This window comes from Chthonomonas sp. (assembly GCF_035294505.1).
Taxonomy (GTDB): domain Bacteria; phylum Armatimonadota; class Chthonomonadetes; order Chthonomonadales; family Chthonomonadaceae; genus Chthonomonas.
Window position 1 is genome coordinate 1 of the sequence record NZ_DATGKU010000200.1, and the last position, 16,242, is coordinate 16,242.

Below are 16,242 nucleotides of genomic sequence, written 5' to 3' on the forward strand. Positions count from 1 at the left end.
GTGGCCATGGCGACGGTGTCCCACCCGTTCCCATCCCGAACACGGTCGTGAAAGCCGTCTGCGCCGAAAATACTGGAGGGGCAACCCTCTGGGAAGATAGGACGCTGCCAGAAACTCTGCACGAAACCGCCGAGCGATCCCACCGATCGCCCGGCGGTTTGTTTTGTTTAACGTCTCTAGGCGGTCAGCGGGTAACCTCAATGCCAACGAGACTGCGCTCAAGGCCGACATAGGGGTTACCAGAAAATCGCAAGATTTTCTGGGGCAGGGTGCCCTCCCCCTCCCCCAATGAGGGGAGACCAATAAGTTTATTGGCAGTTTCTTTTGATAGGCTTCCCTTCGAGAACTCACCACAACCGCCCCCTTTCTCCCGAATCGGGGGAAAGGATGGGATAGGGGGCGAACAAAGCTAACTTGCTTGGTTAACTGCCTCTAGAACCGTGAAGCCAGCAGTCTCTACAGCCCCTATCTCTCTGGCCGCTGCGTTGCTGTCTGCAAGACGAAAGGCTGGGATAGAGGACGAACAAGATAAGCTCACTCTGCTAACTTGCTCTAGAGCTGTGAGATTGGCAGTCTCTGCTGCCCCACCCAATCCCTCAGAACCGGTCGGAATGGAAACGCAAGATTTCTCGCCTTCGGCTCGAAATGACAGTGGTGGTATCGGCTCGAAATGACAGTTGTTCCTCTCGGCTTCGGCTCGAAATGACAGTCGTATCGCCGGCTCTTCATGCCCCCACCCCCCCGCCCCTCCCCCTATCAGGGAGAGGGGCACCTCGCGGTGAGCATCTCAGCGGCCAGCCCAGTTTCCGTAATCGTCTCTTTCCCTGGCCGCTGCATCGCCGTGCGCTAGCACCTCCCGAATCGGGGGAAAGGACGGGATAGGGGGCGAACGAGGCCAGCTTGCTTATCAGTCCCACCCCCCCACTTCCTTCCCCTGCAGGGGAAGGGGAGAGCAATAGGCTTACTCTCGGTTCCCTACGGAGAGAGTTGCAAACTAACTGGCTGCTTGCTCCGGTAGGCCTTCTTGTGAAGGCTCAGGAATGAGAAGCGCAATAAACAAGGCCGGCACGTAAAGCCATGCAACCCATACCAAGGCCCGTGCAAAGTTGGAGACGGGCGCAAGAACCCCAAACACCACCGTGCCGATGGCCGCCACAATGCGACCGGTGTTGTAACTGAAACCGGCGCCCGTGGTACGCAATAATGTGGGGAAGAGAGGAGGGATGTAAAGCGGGTATAGCCCGAAGACGCCCTGAGAGAAGAAATGGGCCCAAATGATGTAATACAGAATCGTTACGTGATTGTGCGGAAATGCATAGGCCGCTAACATGCCAAGCCAGGCGCCAATAAAGGTGATGGAGATGGCGATCTTATAGTTGAACCAACGCGCAAGGAGGGCCGCAAAGTAGTTGCCTCCGATGGCCATGATGGTGGTGATGAGACTGGCAAAGGCCACATAGTGTTGCTTCTGTACGTCGCTCCAGTGCGCGATGTCGGGAAGCTGCCGTAACTGCTGCGGATACCAGAAGATAAGCGCCCAAACGGTGGTGAGGGAGGCGGAACAGATGAGCAGAGAAAGAATGGTTGTGCGGAGCACAGGGCCGCGAAATAGCTCGATAATGGGTGGATCGGGCTGCTGCTGTTTCGCCATAGTCCACTCCTCCGGTTCGGGAACGGCACGGCGAATCCAGTAAACCAAAAGAGCGGGTAAAGCCCCCACCAAAAACACCAGACGCGGATTTGCCGCAAAAACGCCGGCCGCTAAAGTCGCCACCAAAATGCCACATTGAAATGCCGATTGTAAGGTGGCGCTTACCCACGGGCGCCAACGCTTTGGCCATGTTTCGCACACCAGAGAGGAACCGGCAGCCCACTCGCCGCCAATGCCCAGCGCGGCTAGAAAACGAAGCCCTAAAAACGTCTGCCAGTTAGGGGCCAGTGTAGAAAGCCCGGTGCAGAGCGAAAAGAGCAGAATGGTGAGCGCCATGGTGCGACTGCGCCCGATCCTATCACCCACGCGCCCGAAAAGAGTGCCCCCTAACGCCCAACCTACCAAAAGCGCCGCCTGAATGTAACTACCGATGTGCACAACGGTTGCTTTGGGGGTGCCAGCAGGTACCAGCATAGGCACCAACGAACCGGCAACCAGCACATAGAGCGTGCTATCCATGCCATCGAAAAGCCAGCCTAGCCAGGCGGCCAGTCCACCCTGCAACTGGCGCGAGGTGAGATCACGCAGAGAGGTAGGCTCGGAGAGCGATTGGGCCGACATCGGCAAACAGTCCTCCTTAAGATTCCATACTATATTCGCTGTTTTGCCGTCTGTATCCTGCTTGCAGAAACCATATAGGGTAAGCCACGGTCTGGGCTAGGTAGGAGAAGTCCGCGGCCAAGTTCGTCTGTCGCGCATCTTGCGAATGCTCCCTGAGAATAAAGAGATAACTAAAGAACGATGTGGAATAGACGAATCATACTAAGTAAAGCGTGCGAAGGGAGAAAAGCGTGGTCGCTTTCTGGGCCGCTATCATGGGGGCACTTACCGTTACATTAATCGGTCTTTGGCAGTCGAGCACCCGCTACTACGCCTGGCGACGGCTCAGACGTCGCTTTGCCGGTATGGTGGTATCTGCCGAGCCGTTGTGGCAGAACCATAGTTCCTCTCTTGTGTTGCGCCCGCTGTCGAAGAGCACCGATTCCGAGTCGCTCTGCATTCCCGCCACCTTATGGGCGGCCAAGCGCTACCGCCTCTATTTCTTGCTAGACCTCGATAAGAGCTGCCTGCCGGAAACTATGGCCGAATGGATGCAGAGGGGGAGTCTGCTCTTTGTTGAGATGACCGGAGAGACCGCCATCTATCGCGCAGAGGTTCGGCTCTGCGGAATCCATGTTCGGTCACAAGGGCTTTTAATAAAAACAACGCGCCCGTTGTGGGCGGTACGCATTCAACGTCGTCAATACGCTCGCGTTGCCGTGGCGTTGCCGGTTACCCTGGAACGTATCGAGGAGACCCCGGTTCGTCAGACGGTTGAGGATGCGCCGAAACCTGCAGAGAATCGAGAGAGGCAAACCCTGCGGCACCGATTCGATGCAACCTTGTGTGACCTCTCTGCGGGTGGATTTCGAGCGGAACTTCACTGTGAGGGTAGCCCCCAAGCGGCGGCCCTGCTGTCGGAGCTTCTGGCGCCTCAAACCGTACTGAACGTGCATCTGCCGATTATTGGGTTAGAAAAAGCCCAACTGCGCGCGCGTGTGCTTACCTGCGATCGCATCTTAACGCGCTGTGGACTGGGCGTTCGTTTTACCTGCAGCTTCCTTGCCCCCGAGCCTTGGGAGCAGGAGGAGATCATGCATTTCGTGTTTCAAAAACAACGGGAGGAACTGCAGCGTCGTCGTCCCTCCCGGTTCGTTTAGAAGTAGGTGACCCTGCTAGTGCTTCTTTCTGGCGCTGCCCTTGTGTTGCTTCGTGCGAGCGGTATGATGAGACGGCCGATTTGTATGCCGTGCTGTTTGAGGATGGGAGCGATGCTCGGCAACGCGGTTTAGCAGTCGCTGCATGGCAGCCAGATGCGTTTGCGCTCGCCGTAGGTCTTGCTGAAACTTCGTGGAGCGGTAGGTTTGCGCTTGCGCCGGCAATATCGCCGTAAGCAGGGCCAGCAAACCCACCAAAGCCACAATGCGGGTTACAGCAGCACGCATCCTCCTGTTTCCTCCTTATAACCCGTTTTAGAAGGGAAGCCTCCGGTCGCTTCCCTTCTATTTTTACGGTGAAACCCTACCCAACTGTTCAGCCCGCTTGGGCCGTGGTGGGAGGCGGCGTGATCTTTATGGGCACAATGTGTTTTGGAATAAAGCTGCGGTCTAGAAAGGCCGAGAGAGGGAGCTTGTGCTTTAAAACGCCCACCTTCACCGCTTCATCCATAATGTCCTCCATGTCCTTGTCGGTGGGGGTGAGCATCGAGTAGCTGACGCGATCGGGAGGCGTTGTGAGCACGTAGCGCAGGAGTTTTGGGTCTTGGCGATAGTAGGGAGCGACCACTTCCGCCGCTTCAATGCGATGCTTGTCGGCCCAAGCACCGCTATCGGCGATGCCGCGCACGAGGTCGGCAACGAGCATCGGATTCGAGTGAATCAGCTTATCGCTCACCACGAGCACGCAGGAGACAAAGCCCGGCCACAGGTCTTTAGCATAATACAGCGGTCGCCCTATGCCCATCATCTCGGCTTTGCCGGGGTTGGGTTCGCCTACAAAGAAGGCATCTATGGCATGAGCAGCCAATGCTGCCGGCATGTCTGGAGGGGCCATTTGAACAAACTTAATGTCGTTGGGTTGCATACCCTCCTGTTCCATCCGTCGTCGTAAAACGAGATACTGATTGCTGGTAAAGCTGGGAATGGCTAGGGTGCAGCCCTTGAGATCGCGTAGGCTTTTGGCTTTGCTGTTTTTGGGCACGATAAGCGTAGAGCCGTCTCGATGGCCGAGATAGACGATCTTACACGGCACCCCCTCTTCCACAAGTTTCATGGCGAGCGGTGCCAAAATAAAACTGGCCTGCAGCCTCCCGGATTTGAAGGCCTCGCAGAGGGTGGGGAAGTCCATAAACCGCCACGACTCAAACCGAGCAAATTTACTGGTTCGCGTGGCGTAGTCGGTAACAGGGCAGGTGAGGTGACAAGTAACCGGCAAAAAGCCGACCTTCAGCACCTCTCGTGGGCCGTTGTGTTGTTGGAGAGCCTCAGCGATGTTTGAGTAAAACCGCAGGGTGCCAAGCACGACGAGGGAAAGAACCATACCGAAGCAACCCTGCAGCAGCGGAGAACGCTGAAACTGTTTCCAGAGAGTAGATTTCATTTTGATGCTCCTTCCAATCCCATTTCGATTAAAAGGCGTTGTGTTGTTTCGATAACAGCAGGATGAGTGAGATTGCGCGGACGGGGCGCATTAACCACCAACTCGCATTGTATGCGTGCCGGACGCTCCGAAAGCACGATAACTCGATCGGCCAGATGGGCGGCCTCTTCCAGGTCGTGCGTTACAAGCACCACGGTGCGCGGGCGTAGCGAGAGAATTCGGCCTAGCTCTTGTCGTAGCTGCAGTCGGGCGATGTAGTCGAGCGAAGAGAAGGGTTCGTCCATCAGCAGGATGTCGCTCTCGTCGGCTAAGGCACGGGCAAGCTCCGCGCGTTGCTTCATGCCGCCCGAAAGCTGGTGCGGGTAGCTATCGGCAAACATGGGCAGTTCCACAAGTTCAAGCATCTCGGCAAGCTTTTTTTGCCGCTCGCTGCCCTTCGACAAGCGTCTTAGTCCTAAACCGATATTCTCGGCCACGGTGAGCCACGGAAAAAGCCCGCCCTGTTGATAGATCATGCGGACCTCCCCGTGGCGCTCGATCTGTCCCTTTGTGGGCTGCTCGTAGCCGGAGAGAAGACTTAACAGGGTCGTTTTTCCGCAGCCGGAAGGTCCCACGATGGCCAGAAATTCGTGGCGTTTGATCTCTAAGTTAAAGTTTTCGATGACGCGCAAGGGGCCGTAGGAGTGTTCCAGCTCCCTAATGGTAACCGCTGCTAAGCCGTTGAGCGGTGTCTGCATTGTGGTATGTGTTGTTGCGAGGTCGCTTTGTGTCATAAAAACCCCCTTATGGTTTCATGATCGTTTTCTTTAAGGTTTAAGGCCGCCCCACGCCCAAACCGTCCGCAACACGGTTAATGTAGTTGAACCAAGAGGCTATTAGGTTGATCTGCAGAATAGCCTTGTCATCGAAACCGTGCGCGCGCAAACGCTCGATGTCCTCTCGGCTTACCGAGGCCGGTTCAAGCGTAAGTTTGGCCACGTAGTCCAGCATAGCCCTGTCGGCAGGGTCTAGATCGGCTTTTCGATAGTCTTCGCGAATGGCGTTTGCCAACGCATCGTCTTTGGTAACGCGACGTAGAAACTCTACGTGTGACTCTGTTCAATAGAAACAGTGGTTGAGCACGGAAACGGTGGCGGCGATCATCTCGTGCTGTTTGCGCGAAAGCGGCAGTTCCGGCGACATAAGGGTACCGAAGGTCGCAAAGGCATGATAGAGCGTTTCGGGCAGCAGGCTGTGCGAGAGCACGATGCTCTCGCCCTTCACGGCCTCCACCGGCAGCTTGTACTCTGGTGGATACAGGTTCCCCTGCTTTAGCATCGCCTCTAGAACCTCCGGCGATTCGTTGGGTTGAACGATCTTGATCCAGGTCATAGCGTGCTCCTCAGTTTCTATAGCCCCACTGTACCGAGGGCGATTTCGCAAGCAGCAAGACGAACTTATCCATAAACACCCCAATAAGCCCAATAACCACCATGTGCACGACGAGGAGGTCTTGGCGTAGGGCGTTGCGGTCGTCATAGATGGCAAAACCGAGGCCGCTACGGGTGCCCACCATTTCGGCGGCTACCAGCACGACCCAGGCGATGCCGAGAGTAACTCGTAAGGCGGTAATGAGTTGCGGAGTGATGGCAGGCAGCGTAACGAGAAGAATGCGGCGCACTCCCCGAATGCCGAAGTCGTGCGCCACACGGAAGTAGACCTCCGGAATGGCGGCCACGGCCGAGGCCACCGAGACGGCCATGGGGAAGAACACCGACATAAAGATGAGGAAGATGGCCGGAGGATCGCCCACGCCGAACCAGGTGATAGCAAAACCTATCCAGGCGAGGGGCGATAGGTTGCGGAAGAAGTTGATGATGGGAAGGAGAGCCGTGCGCACCCACGGGCTATGGCCGAGCCATAGGCCCATGGGGATGCCGAGGAGGACGGCGATGCTGAACCCGGCGGCCACGCGCCATAGAGAAACGATAATATCCTGCCAAAGTCGTTTAGAATGCCATTCCTCCTGAAAGCCATGCCAAACGTCGGCTGGGGTAGGGAAGACCGTAGCAGGAAGCCGATGCAAAGCACACAACAGCCACCATAGGCCTAATGCGCACAGGAAAAGCACAAAAGGCGCAAGCACCGCATAGGTAGAAGAAGGCTTACTTTGATAGCGCATAATGGTCTTCTTACTCTCCTAAGATAGCTTTAACGCAGCGAGGATGCGTTTTTGGTTGCCGAGTATCTCGTTTTGGTTATGCAGCAGGGTCTGCTGGTTCTCCAAAATCTTCTCTTCCCGCGTGAGGATGCGCTCTTGATTGCTGATAATCTCCTTCTGGTTGCCAATGATCTCTTTCTGATTACCGATGATCTCCTTTTGGTTGCCGATGATCTCCTTTTGGTTGCTCACAATCTCTTTCTGGTTATCCACGATCTCCTCTTGGCGATTTTGAATGCGCTCTTGGTTTACGAGCACCATCTCCATGGTGGCCATTTGCGATTGGAGCTGCTCCATCGTGGTGAGGATCGTCTGTTGTGTGGCCGTGATGGCCTGTTGACTGGCGATGATCGTCTGCTGATATGCTGCCAGAGTCTGCTGTTGAATGGCTGTCTCCTCCGACATATTCCGGTTCATTCCTTTCTGCATCTTCATCTTCTCTTTGTGTTGTGGTTACCTCCGAGACCTCTTGCATCTCCGTGGGTTCGGGTGGCGGTGTCTCCATGTCTATGCACACATGAAGCAGGAACTCTTCGTTTTCTAGGATGAGGTCGGCCTGCCCTGGAATGCGATCGGGGCGGGCGGGCGCGTAGCGCACGAAGCGAAAAGGAATGTAGTGCCGCCCCGATAGGCAGAGCATTGAAACGTGCGTTAGCCCTCGAAACGAAACCAATCGCTGATCCAGCACCATCGGGTCATGAGGGTCGAACTGCACGTGAACCCTTTTGTCGGCCTTATAGGCCTCGCAGGCTTTGCTAATGGCGCGTACGGCCATCTGCGAGGAAAGCCCATAGCGATTGCGAAGCTCCTGATAGACCAGCGGCTGTAGGGCCAGCTTGTTGGCGATGCGATAGGTATAGGCCACATCGGCCACATGCTGGCAGGCGCCGTTGAAGGCCTCGATGGTTTCCAGCAACGCACGCTGCTGGTCTTCATTTGTTTCAAGGCGTAGCACCAGTGTCTGCTTCATGGTAGTTCTATTCTAACACAGGAGGGAACAGGAGCGCAATAGATCATAGACATTTTTTTGTGCATAGACAAAATCACGTATTTGTTTGAGAGAGTTTAGCCCCTTTCGTTGCGGGGAGGGGTGGGCACAGTAGCGGAAAAGAAGGAAGTGACTTGTGGTACGCCTAAATATCCACAAATAGGTTTCAACCGTGGTGCAAGCCCCTAACCGGAGCTTCGACACCCCGATGTTTTAGTAGGGCAGGAGGAAAGCCATGCCACACTATGTCCAACGCGGCACCGTTCCGCGCAAACGTCATATCCAGTTTCGCAAGCCCGATGGCACGCTCTATAGCGAGCAGGTATTCGGCACAAAGGGGTTTTCCGGTATCGCCTCCATTCTCTATCATCTCCATCCGCCCACGCAGGTTCAGAACTTCGAGCCGCTGATGGACCTCCGGCCGGCACTGGCCAATCGGCAAGCGCTACGCCATCACCATCTGCGCACCGCGGGCGCTCAGCCCCAGGGCGATGCCATTTCCGGGCGCATTCCGTTATTGGTGAATGCCAATGTCACTCTTTCGCTGTGCTGCCCCAAGTTCACCATGCCGTATCTCTATAAAAACGCCGATGGCGATGAGCTGATCTTTGTGCATGAAGGGCAGGGCACGCTACACACCATGTTTGGGCCGCTGACGTTTGGCGAGGGAGATTACCTGGTCATCCCACGCGGCACCATCTATCAGTTGGAACTGTTGCACTCCCCCATGCGGCTTCTGGTCGTTGAGGCCGTTGGGGGGCCGATAGAGGTGCCGAAGCGATATCGCAACGAATACGGCCAGCTGCTAGAGCATGCCCCGTTCTGTGAACGCGACATTCGCGTTCCGGAAACGTTAGAGGTGCATGAGGAGACGGGGCATTTTGAGGTGCGCATTAAAGCGCAGGGCGCCCTCACCGCCTATCACTACAATTTTCATCCCTTCGACGTGGTGGGATGGGATGGCTATCTCTACCCGTGGGCGTTTAACATCCACGACTTCGAGCCGATCACCGGTAGCCTGCACCAGCCGCCGCCAACGCACCAAACCTTTTCCGGCCCCAACTTTGTTGTCTGCTCGTTCGTACCTAGAATGTTGGACTATCATCCGGAAGCGGTGCCCATTCCCTACAACCATAGCAATGTGGATAGCGATGAGGTGCTCTACTATGTGAACGGCAACTTCTCAAGCCGTCGGGGCATCGAACGCGGTTCCATTACCCTGCACCCGGCCGGTCTTCCTCACGGCCCTCAACCCGGCGCTGTTGAGGCGAGCTTAGGCCTTAAGCGTACGGAAGAGATGGCGGTGATGCTCGATACCTTCTATCCACTGCAGATCACCGAAGCCGCCCTCGCGTTTGACGATCCAACCTATCCCAAGAGCTGGCTGCCACGGAGTTAAGAAAAAATTAATGGAAAACTCGTCTAACATGCAGGAGTTTGTGGGTATAGACCCTGCCGACCTCACGCCGCCGGAGGTCTACCGCCTGCTGCTGCACCATGTGGCCCCGAGGCCTATCGCTTTCGTTTCAACTCTTTCTAAAGAGGGAGTGCCCAATTTAGCTCCCTTCAGCTTCTTCATGGCCGGAGGATCAAACCCTCCTTCGGTGGTCATCTCCCCCACCAACAATCGCCATGGGCAGCCCAAAGATACGCTGGTCAACATTCGCGACACAGGGGAGTACACGATCTCGGTGGTGAGCTATTTTATGGCGGAGCGAATGAATCGGGCCTCTGCCGACTACCCTTATGGCGTTAGCGAATGGGAGAAAGCCGGCTTCGTGCCGACACCTTCTGTGAAGGTAAAACCGGCTCGTGTTGCGGAGAGCCTTATGGCGATGGAGTGTCGTCGGTTTCAGATTGTGGAACACGGTGGAGGCCCCATATCGGCCAACTATATTATAGGCGAGGTGGTCTATTTCCACGTAGCCCGCTCGCTTTTGCTGCCGGATGGCCGTATAGACGCAACGCGCGTGGACTACATTGGGCGTATGGGCGGCGATTGGTATGTGCGGGCGCGGCCCGATGCCATGTTTGAAATGCCGCGCCCGCAGCTTTAAAAAGGGTAGCTTCGTCAAGAAGCTACCCTCCTTTGTTTGTCTGTTTTGTTTTTTAAGTTACTTCTGCTTCTGGTCGCCGAGCAACAGTTGAAGCAACGAGTTCGCCGCTCCTCCTTGCGGCCCTCCGATGATCTGTTGAGCATGCAGGGCGCGATTGATACGCATAAGGCAGTCGGCCAGATGAATGCGCGTATATTCATCATGCGGTCGCTTTAGGTCGGCCTCTATCTCATTACGCAAAGTGCGCAGTTGGTACCAGGCCAGCATTTTGGCATCCGCTGGAGCCGGATTGGTTGGGTTCACGACCATGTCCGACATGATATCTATGTAGGTGCGCTGCAGTTCGCGATGCAAGGCGTTGATGTTCTCTCCGTTGCCCAGCTCCGACCAGACGGCAGCGTTCACCGTATGGAATAGTTCGGTAAGCGGTAGCGTTTTTGCCGGGCCTACCTTGAACTCGTTGTTCACGATGCGGTCAAGGGTGATAGAGCTGAAGAGGTAACGAAGGCAACTCTCTTGGGCGCTGGAGATCGTGTCGAAGATGGGATAGTCCTGTCGCTGCAGCATAACGGCGAACCCGGCGTTTGGGTTGGTGGTAAAGTGGGTGTAGTAGCTCGACGGGAAGTTGAAGGCGTTAGAGCTGAGCATGTAGGTGCAGATGAGCTGTAGAGCGGCCTCCTGCTGTGCCCGCGGAATGGGCAGCAGCGTGGGATGTTCCAGGTAATCGCCGCGCTGGTTACGGTTCACATAGAGACCCCCGATGTAGCGTGCAGCGCGTGCTGCTGAAGCTACATGGATGTTCAATAGTCCGTTGAAATCGCGAGTGAATTCCCAGTAGCTCTGGCCGGGCGCCGGTACCCGCTTCGAGAGAGTGAGCAGAAGATAGCGCGAGAGGTCGAGAGAGCGCTTCCAATAGACGAGGGGGTCTGCGCCTAAGTCAAAACGAGTGACATCGGGGTCGAACTGGTCGGCGATCTCATCGCTTTCGTAGGCGTGCCCTGGCAAGTTGCAGGCCGAGGCGATCTGGTGCAACGTGTACAGCTCGGCTTCGGGGGTTTTGGCATTGGGGATGGGTAGGTAACCGTACTTGATAGCCCACTCGTCGTAAGGCCCGATGCGGGGCGTCCAGAAGGCAACGCCGCGTTGACGCAGCGCTGAGATGTTGAACGGCAGATAGTCCATCACCGAGGCCGAGATGCCGGTTTTATCTATGGTCTGTTCGTTCTTGAGTTGGTCGAGGGTGTGATAGGTGCTGGCAACAAAGTTGTGTCGTAGCCCAAGAATGTGCCCCATTTCGTGGGCCACCACAGAGCGCAGGTAGTCGTTTACATAGGCTGCCTCATCGGTTTTAACGAGGCCGGCCGGCTCCAACAGTTTCAGCGCCATACTGCCAAACCAGGCGTTCTGAACCCCCTCGGCGGGCATGTCGCAGCGCATCTCCTGCAGGGAGCGTTTCAGAAGCTCTTTGGGCGAGAGCGGCTGCATCATCTCGTTGAAGTAGGAGGCTGGGTCTACCTCCACTTGCTGTTCCACCTTGGTGAAGCGCACGAGGTTGGCATCAATGGTGATATCGGCGTTGAGAATCTGGCCGGTAAGTGGGTTAACCCGCATGAGGGAGACGGCGTAGCCACTGGAGGGCGAGGTAACCCACCGCACCACGTTATAGCGCATATCGGCCGTATCCCAGTCGGCGTTGTCGGGCATCTGCTTCACCACGATGGCGTTTTTGAACCCGATCTTCTCAAACGCCCGGTTCCAGTAGAGAATGCCCTCCTTAATCGCTTCGCGATACTGCAGCGGGATGGCGTTGTCGAGCCACATGACGATGGGCTTCACCGGCTCCGACAGCGGGGCGTTCGGGTTGGCTTTTACCAAATGCCATCGGTAGATGTAGTGTACGGACTGGTCGGCCTTCGAGTCGTCGTCAAGGTCTTGAAAGTCCACCTGAAAGTAGCCTACACGAGGATCGGCCAAACGCGGCATATAGCCGTTGTCGGTAGGTAAGGGGAACAGCGTATAGTTAACGATGAAGGGAATGGAGCGGTCATCGGCGAGCACGCTGTTGGAGCCACCTAACAACTCGGCCAAACTGGTTCCTCCACCACGCCCGATCTTCATAAAGTTGTAGTGGGTCTCTACCACAAGGTCTTTAGGAAAATTCTTGATACTGGTAACGTAGGTTTTGCTGCGGTCGAGGGCATAGCCTCCGCCGCCCCCACCGAGCAGCCCTCCAAGTGGATTGGAGAAGATGTCGGTAACTTGGGCGATGTCTCCTTTAAAGAGGTCGCTCACATCAATGAGTAGCGATTTTCGGTCGGGTTGTTGTGCTTTAATCACAAACGATTCGAGTTCTGCATCGGCAAAGGAGCGCTTCACCGCCCGCGCTAAAGGCGTATCGGGGCGCACGCGAAAGTTAATATTGGGCACCACGATGGTGAGCTTGCCGTCGGGCGTTTTTACAAATTTGAACAACAGGTCGTTGATGGGCGTGCCTGCCACGATCTGTGCCGAGGTACCGGTGCGAGCCGTTACCTCCATAAAAAGAGGTTTGTCCAACAAATCCTCCGGGATCTCCATATAAATGGTATCACCCTCATCTGTCTTTTTGCGATAGATGGTCACAAACCCCGGAAGTTTCTCAAAGCCTTTCACCTCGTCGTCTATGGTTTTGGGCTTAGGAGTCTCAGAGGCCGAGGCCACCCCGCCGGTCTTCACGTCGCCTAGGGGGCTACCCTCGGTTCGCTGAGAGGTAAAGCGGCCGCTGGCGAGGGTTGGAGCATCCGGCCCGCCGAAGGGCACGTTGTCTACCTGCAGATCGGATTTTACGGTATCTCCGCTGGACTTCTCGATCCACAACGTGCCCTTTGCCGTAATCGGGTGCTCACCGGAGGTTTCGGTGAAACTCAGTTCCACTCGAAAGGTGTCGGCAGAGGCGACCGTCTCCTCCCCATCAATCTTAAAATCGGCTTTGCCGGCACGAATGCCGAGTTTGTCGTTAGGCTGGTAGGTATAGCTCCAGCTATCTCCCACCCCCACGGGCTGTTTGGGGAAAACCACACTGGTGGCCTCTATAAGGCGCACCGAATCGCGCGCCTGCGCTTCGCCTTCGGCAGACTTGTAGGAGGCCAGTGTGCCATCGGGGTGGACGACAAGCACATCCGTTGTCTTCTCTTCATCGGGCAAGGGGGTAGAGTGGCCGTTGGTGGAGATTTCGCCCGATTCGGTGGTCTGCTCCAGGGTGACGTCGCCGGAAGGGGCCACATTGGTAAACTTCACCCGTTGTGTCTGTTTTATCTGCAGCGCTAAACTCATGCCTTCTGCAGAGACCTTGAGATCGGCCTCTTGCTGATAGCGTGCGATCTGACCTGCCTTAGCGCGAATGGCCAAGGTAACTTTGTGTGATGAGGCCTGCTGTTTTTGCTGCGATTGCGGAGGCTGTTGGGCACCACAGAGGGGCGCGACGCATAGCAGCAAAGTTGCGAGAACACAAAAACGCCCAAACGGTTTCATATAGGTACGTATCTCCTCAAGTCTGGGGACTTATGCCCACGAATTAATTTTACACCATTGTCACACTAAAATCGCCCGTCTAGGCATCGAAAGGCTGTGCCAAAAGACGAGTGGAAGGAAAAGTTGGCCCTTGGGACGGTGCGAAAGCACTTTTCTGGAATCAAGACTGCGGTTATTGGGCAGAGGTTTCGCCAAAATGGCGGTGAGTCACCCACGCAGGAATGTGGTTGTTAGCACCTCTTTAGGCTCATGGCCTCCGCATGATGTCAAATCGGCGATTAGGCAGGAGAAGGCAAAGCCTATGAAGAATTACCCACTTAGAAAAAGTTCATCGTGTGCCGATGAACGGCCTTAAAGATCAGCCTCTGGAAAAGGAGTTGGTAAAAAAACGATGCCAAAAGACAAAGTTCGTGTAGGGTTTATCGGATGTGGAGGTATCTCGCGCGCCCACCTGCCCCATCTTTCTAAGTGGGAGGACGTAGAGCTGGTAGCGTTTTGCGACATTGTGGTGGAACGCGCTAAAAAGCGGTCGGAGGAGTATGGTGGCGGGAACGTTTACGATGATGCCGCCACCATGCTGAAGAAGGAACAGCTCGACGCCGCCTATATTTTAATTCCCACCTACGCTCATGGAGCGCCGGAGCGCGCCTGTATTGAAGCCGGCGTTCACTTTTTGGTGGAGAAGCCGCTCGGTCTCTATCCCGACGATCTGCGCAAACTCAGCAAGGAAGTAACGGCTTCTGGGCTTATCGCCTCAGCGGGTTTCATGAATCGCTATCGCAAATCGATCAATCGTGTAAGGGAGCTTTTGAAAGGGGATACCGGCATTCTCCTAGATGGAGGGTGGATCGGAGGGCCACCGCTGCAGCGCGAGGGAGACTATTTTGCCAACAACCCCATCGGGTTATGGTGGCCGGTGAAGGAGAAAAGCGGCGGGCAGATGGTTGAGCAGGTCATCCACACGGTAGACCTCGCCCGCTACCTTATGGGGGAGGTCGTCGAGGTGTTTGCTTTTGCGGCACGTGGCTTTAACCAAAAGCTGCCCAACCTTGTGTCAAACTACAATATTGACGACGCCATGGTCATGTCGCTGCAGTTCGAAAGTGGCGCCGTAGGCAACATCATGTCCTGCTGTGCCGCCCAGCAGGGGGGTGGCGTTTTCTTGAACATCTGGGCGAGCAAGCATACGGCAAAGTTCACAGATTGGGCCCACCATGTACAGATCTATCGCCAGGGCGAGCCGGGAACGGAGGAGATTCGGGGCGACATCGAGGACATCTTCGCCAAGGAGGACCGCGCCTTTATTGATGCCGTGAAGAGCGGCGATGCCTCCGGCATTCTCTGCCCCTATGCCGATGGTGTTCGCTCTACGCTTGTGGCCCTCGCCGGCAACGAAAGCGTGGAGACCGGCAAGCCGGTGCGCGTTCGCTACGAGTAAAGCCAGCCTTTCTACAGGGCATCGAGAAGAGGCCTATCTGGTTGAACGCCACCTCTCATGCAGGTCGCATTTAAAAAGCAGGTCTGTCGTACGACAGACCTGCTTTCGCTTGGGCGCAGATCCGGTTAAATTTCGACTTTCTCGAACTTCTTGGTTTCGGAGGACTTTAGGCACGCCAGGATGATCGCCAAGGCCCGCCGCCCCTCTTCACCGTTGATCTCCGGCGGCGTGTTGGTAAGGATCGACTCCACAAAGGCACGAATCACCCCCGAATCGGATTGACCGCCCTCCTCATTCGTCTGAAGCGCTCCCACCTCGTAAAACTGCTTCTCTTTGTTTTTAAGGTGAACGATCACGCTGAATCGGGGGTCGGTACCGATGCGAATCTGGCCGAGCGTGCCGTAGACATAGGTCGCATTGTCTTCACCGGGGTAGTGCGTCCAGGAAGCGGTGAGGGTGCCGATAGCGCCGCTCTCCGTTCGTAGAATGCAAACCGCGTTGTCGTCTACATCCCCCATCGGCTTCTCTAGGTGGTCTACCATGGCGGCAACTTCTACGATCTCCTCGCCGAGCAACCAACGGAGGAGGTCGGCTTTGTGTACGCCTAGATCGCCCATAGAGCCGACAAAGGCCTTCTTCTTATCGAAGAACCAACCCGTAGGGCCTTCGATAGACCACGATTCGGGGCCGGGATGGCAGAAGGAGGTTTTGAAGGTGATGACCTTTCCGATCACGCCTTCTTTAATGAGCTGTTTGGCTTTTATGTGGAGGGGAGCTAGGCGTTGATTGTGGCCGATCATGAGGAATTTCCCTGCCTTTTCGGCCGCCTTGATCATCTCGCGAGCCTCTTTATCGGAGGTCGCCATCGGTTTTTCGCACAAAACATGTTTACCGGCCTTGAGGGCCTCAATGGTGATGGGGGCGTGGTAGACGTTGGGGGTACAGACACTAACCGCATCCACGTCTTTTAGTTGTAGAACCTCTTCGTGGCTGCGAAAGGCCTTGGCGTCGTACTTCTTAGCTAGCTTTTCTGCCCGTTCGATGACGGGATCAACGAAGGCGATGATCTCGACATTCGGATGGGCCGCATATTCGGGCGCGTGACGATAGGTAGCGATGCTGCCACTTCCAATAATGGCAACACCTATCTTCTTTTTTGCCATGAGAAATGCACCTCGTGCTTCGGAGTTTTATGTTTGG

The 16,242-nt window shown here is 55.7% G+C and carries 15 protein-coding genes and 1 rRNA gene; 5 read left to right on the forward strand and 11 right to left on the reverse strand.

The genetic code is table 11. From position 1 onward, the window contains the following. Positions 1 to 113, forward strand: a 5S ribosomal RNA gene (gene rrf / locus VKV18_RS12530); the annotation flags it as partial. 881 nt (positions 114 to 994) lie between these two features. Here rrf and VKV18_RS12535 read toward each other — a convergent pair. Further along, the gene (locus VKV18_RS12535) at positions 995 to 2,272 is read right to left on the reverse strand and encodes an MFS transporter (protein ID WP_324204538.1); all 1,278 of its coding nucleotides are present in this window, start codon (positions 2,270 to 2,272) and stop codon (positions 995 to 997) included. 230 nt (positions 2,273 to 2,502) lie between these two features. Between VKV18_RS12535 and VKV18_RS12540 the strand changes: the two genes are divergently transcribed. Beyond that, entirely contained in the window at positions 2,503 to 3,411 is a 909-nt protein-coding gene (locus tag VKV18_RS12540) for a PilZ domain-containing protein (protein ID WP_324204539.1), read from the forward strand. Between the two features lie 15 nt (positions 3,412 to 3,426). On the opposite strand, the gene VKV18_RS12545 is transcribed toward VKV18_RS12540, so the two are convergent. The 8 genes from VKV18_RS12545 to VKV18_RS12580 form a co-directional block, all read right to left on the reverse strand. Then, a complete protein-coding gene (locus VKV18_RS12545) occupies positions 3,427 to 3,696 on the reverse strand; it encodes a hypothetical protein (RefSeq protein WP_324204540.1) in 270 nt (89 codons plus the stop codon). A gap of 88 nt (positions 3,697 to 3,784) precedes the next feature. Further along, positions 3,785 to 4,849 carry an ABC transporter substrate-binding protein gene (locus tag VKV18_RS12550; protein ID WP_324204541.1) on the reverse strand — a complete coding sequence of 355 codons (1,065 nt, stop codon included), beginning with the start codon at positions 4,847 to 4,849 and terminating at the stop codon, positions 3,785 to 3,787. Continuing rightward, entirely contained in the window at positions 4,846 to 5,622 is a 777-nt protein-coding gene (locus tag VKV18_RS12555; protein WP_324204542.1) for an ABC transporter ATP-binding protein, read from the reverse strand. The genes VKV18_RS12550 and VKV18_RS12555 overlap by 4 nt, the downstream gene beginning before the upstream one ends. A 40-nt stretch (positions 5,623 to 5,662) precedes the next feature. Continuing rightward, positions 5,663 to 5,899 (reverse strand): hypothetical protein, encoded by a 237-nt coding sequence (locus tag VKV18_RS12560; RefSeq protein ID WP_324204543.1) that lies wholly within the window; start codon positions 5,897 to 5,899, stop codon positions 5,663 to 5,665. A 48-nt stretch (positions 5,900 to 5,947) separates the two neighbouring features. Beyond that, the gene (locus VKV18_RS12565; RefSeq protein WP_324201312.1) at positions 5,948 to 6,220 is read right to left on the reverse strand and encodes a hypothetical protein; all 273 of its coding nucleotides are present in this window, start codon (positions 6,218 to 6,220) and stop codon (positions 5,948 to 5,950) included. Between the two features lie 10 nt (positions 6,221 to 6,230). Then, positions 6,231 to 7,010: an ABC transporter permease gene (locus VKV18_RS12570; RefSeq protein ID WP_324204544.1), complete on the reverse strand. Its 780-nt coding sequence runs from the start codon at positions 7,008 to 7,010 to the stop codon at positions 6,231 to 6,233. An 18-nt stretch (positions 7,011 to 7,028) separates the two neighbouring features. Beyond that, complete coding sequence (locus VKV18_RS12575; protein ID WP_156415934.1) at positions 7,029 to 7,310, reverse strand: hypothetical protein; 282 nt, start codon at positions 7,308 to 7,310, stop codon at positions 7,029 to 7,031. Next, positions 7,255 to 8,019, reverse strand: coding sequence for a hypothetical protein (locus VKV18_RS12580; RefSeq protein WP_324204545.1), 765 nt, complete (start codon positions 8,017 to 8,019; stop codon positions 7,255 to 7,257). The genes VKV18_RS12575 and VKV18_RS12580 overlap by 56 nt, the downstream gene beginning before the upstream one ends. Positions 8,020 to 8,272: 253 nt before the next feature. On the opposite strand from VKV18_RS12580, the gene VKV18_RS12585 reads away from it, so the two are divergent. Further along, a complete protein-coding gene (locus tag VKV18_RS12585; RefSeq protein WP_324204546.1) occupies positions 8,273 to 9,436 on the forward strand; it encodes a homogentisate 1,2-dioxygenase in 1,164 nt (387 codons plus the stop codon). 10 nt (positions 9,437 to 9,446) lie between these two features. Next, the gene (locus tag VKV18_RS12590) at positions 9,447 to 10,094 is read left to right on the forward strand and encodes a flavin reductase family protein (protein ID WP_324204547.1); all 648 of its coding nucleotides are present in this window, start codon (positions 9,447 to 9,449) and stop codon (positions 10,092 to 10,094) included. 57 nt (positions 10,095 to 10,151) lie between these two features. On the opposite strand, the gene VKV18_RS12595 is transcribed toward VKV18_RS12590, so the two are convergent. Next, the gene (locus tag VKV18_RS12595; protein ID WP_324204548.1) at positions 10,152 to 13,604 is read right to left on the reverse strand and encodes a zinc-dependent metalloprotease; all 3,453 of its coding nucleotides are present in this window, start codon (positions 13,602 to 13,604) and stop codon (positions 10,152 to 10,154) included. Positions 13,605 to 13,995: 391 nt separating this feature from the next. Here VKV18_RS12595 and VKV18_RS12600 point away from each other — a divergent pair, with 391 nt between their 5' ends. Further along, entirely contained in the window at positions 13,996 to 15,042 is a 1,047-nt protein-coding gene (locus VKV18_RS12600; RefSeq protein ID WP_324204549.1) for a Gfo/Idh/MocA family oxidoreductase, read from the forward strand. Between the two features lie 125 nt (positions 15,043 to 15,167). On the opposite strand, the gene VKV18_RS12605 is transcribed toward VKV18_RS12600, so the two are convergent. Next, complete coding sequence (locus tag VKV18_RS12605) at positions 15,168 to 16,205, reverse strand: Gfo/Idh/MocA family oxidoreductase (protein WP_324204550.1); 1,038 nt, start codon at positions 16,203 to 16,205, stop codon at positions 15,168 to 15,170. Positions 16,206 to 16,242: the final 37 nt, after the last annotated feature.

Coding starts and splice junctions, on each gene's coding strand:
- VKV18_RS12535 (WP_324204538.1), bottom strand. CDS start 2,272: ATGTCGGCCCAATCGCTCTCCGAGCCTACCTCTCTGCGTGATCTCACC.
- VKV18_RS12545 (WP_324204540.1), bottom strand. CDS start 3,696: ATGCGTGCTGCTGTAACCCGCATTGTGGCTTTGGTGGGTTTGCTGGCC.
- VKV18_RS12550 (WP_324204541.1), bottom strand. CDS start 4,849: ATGAAATCTACTCTCTGGAAACAGTTTCAGCGTTCTCCGCTGCTGCAG.
- VKV18_RS12555 (WP_324204542.1), bottom strand. CDS start 5,622: ATGACACAAAGCGACCTCGCAACAACACATACCACAATGCAGACACCG.
- VKV18_RS12565 (WP_324201312.1), bottom strand. CDS start 6,220: ATGACCTGGATCAAGATCGTTCAACCCAACGAATCGCCGGAGGTTCTA.
- VKV18_RS12570 (WP_324204544.1), bottom strand. CDS start 7,010: ATGCGCTATCAAAGTAAGCCTTCTTCTACCTATGCGGTGCTTGCGCCT.
- VKV18_RS12575 (WP_156415934.1), bottom strand. CDS start 7,310: ATGGTGCTCGTAAACCAAGAGCGCATTCAAAATCGCCAAGAGGAGATC.
- VKV18_RS12580 (WP_324204545.1), bottom strand. CDS start 8,019: ATGAAGCAGACACTGGTGCTACGCCTTGAAACAAATGAAGACCAGCAG.
- VKV18_RS12585 (WP_324204546.1), top strand. CDS start 8,273: ATGCCACACTATGTCCAACGCGGCACCGTTCCGCGCAAACGTCATATC.
- VKV18_RS12590 (WP_324204547.1), top strand. CDS start 9,447: ATGGAAAACTCGTCTAACATGCAGGAGTTTGTGGGTATAGACCCTGCC.
- VKV18_RS12595 (WP_324204548.1), bottom strand. CDS start 13,604: ATGAAACCGTTTGGGCGTTTTTGTGTTCTCGCAACTTTGCTGCTATGC.
- VKV18_RS12600 (WP_324204549.1), top strand. CDS start 13,996: ATGCCAAAAGACAAAGTTCGTGTAGGGTTTATCGGATGTGGAGGTATC.
- VKV18_RS12605 (WP_324204550.1), bottom strand. CDS start 16,205: ATGGCAAAAAAGAAGATAGGTGTTGCCATTATTGGAAGTGGCAGCATC.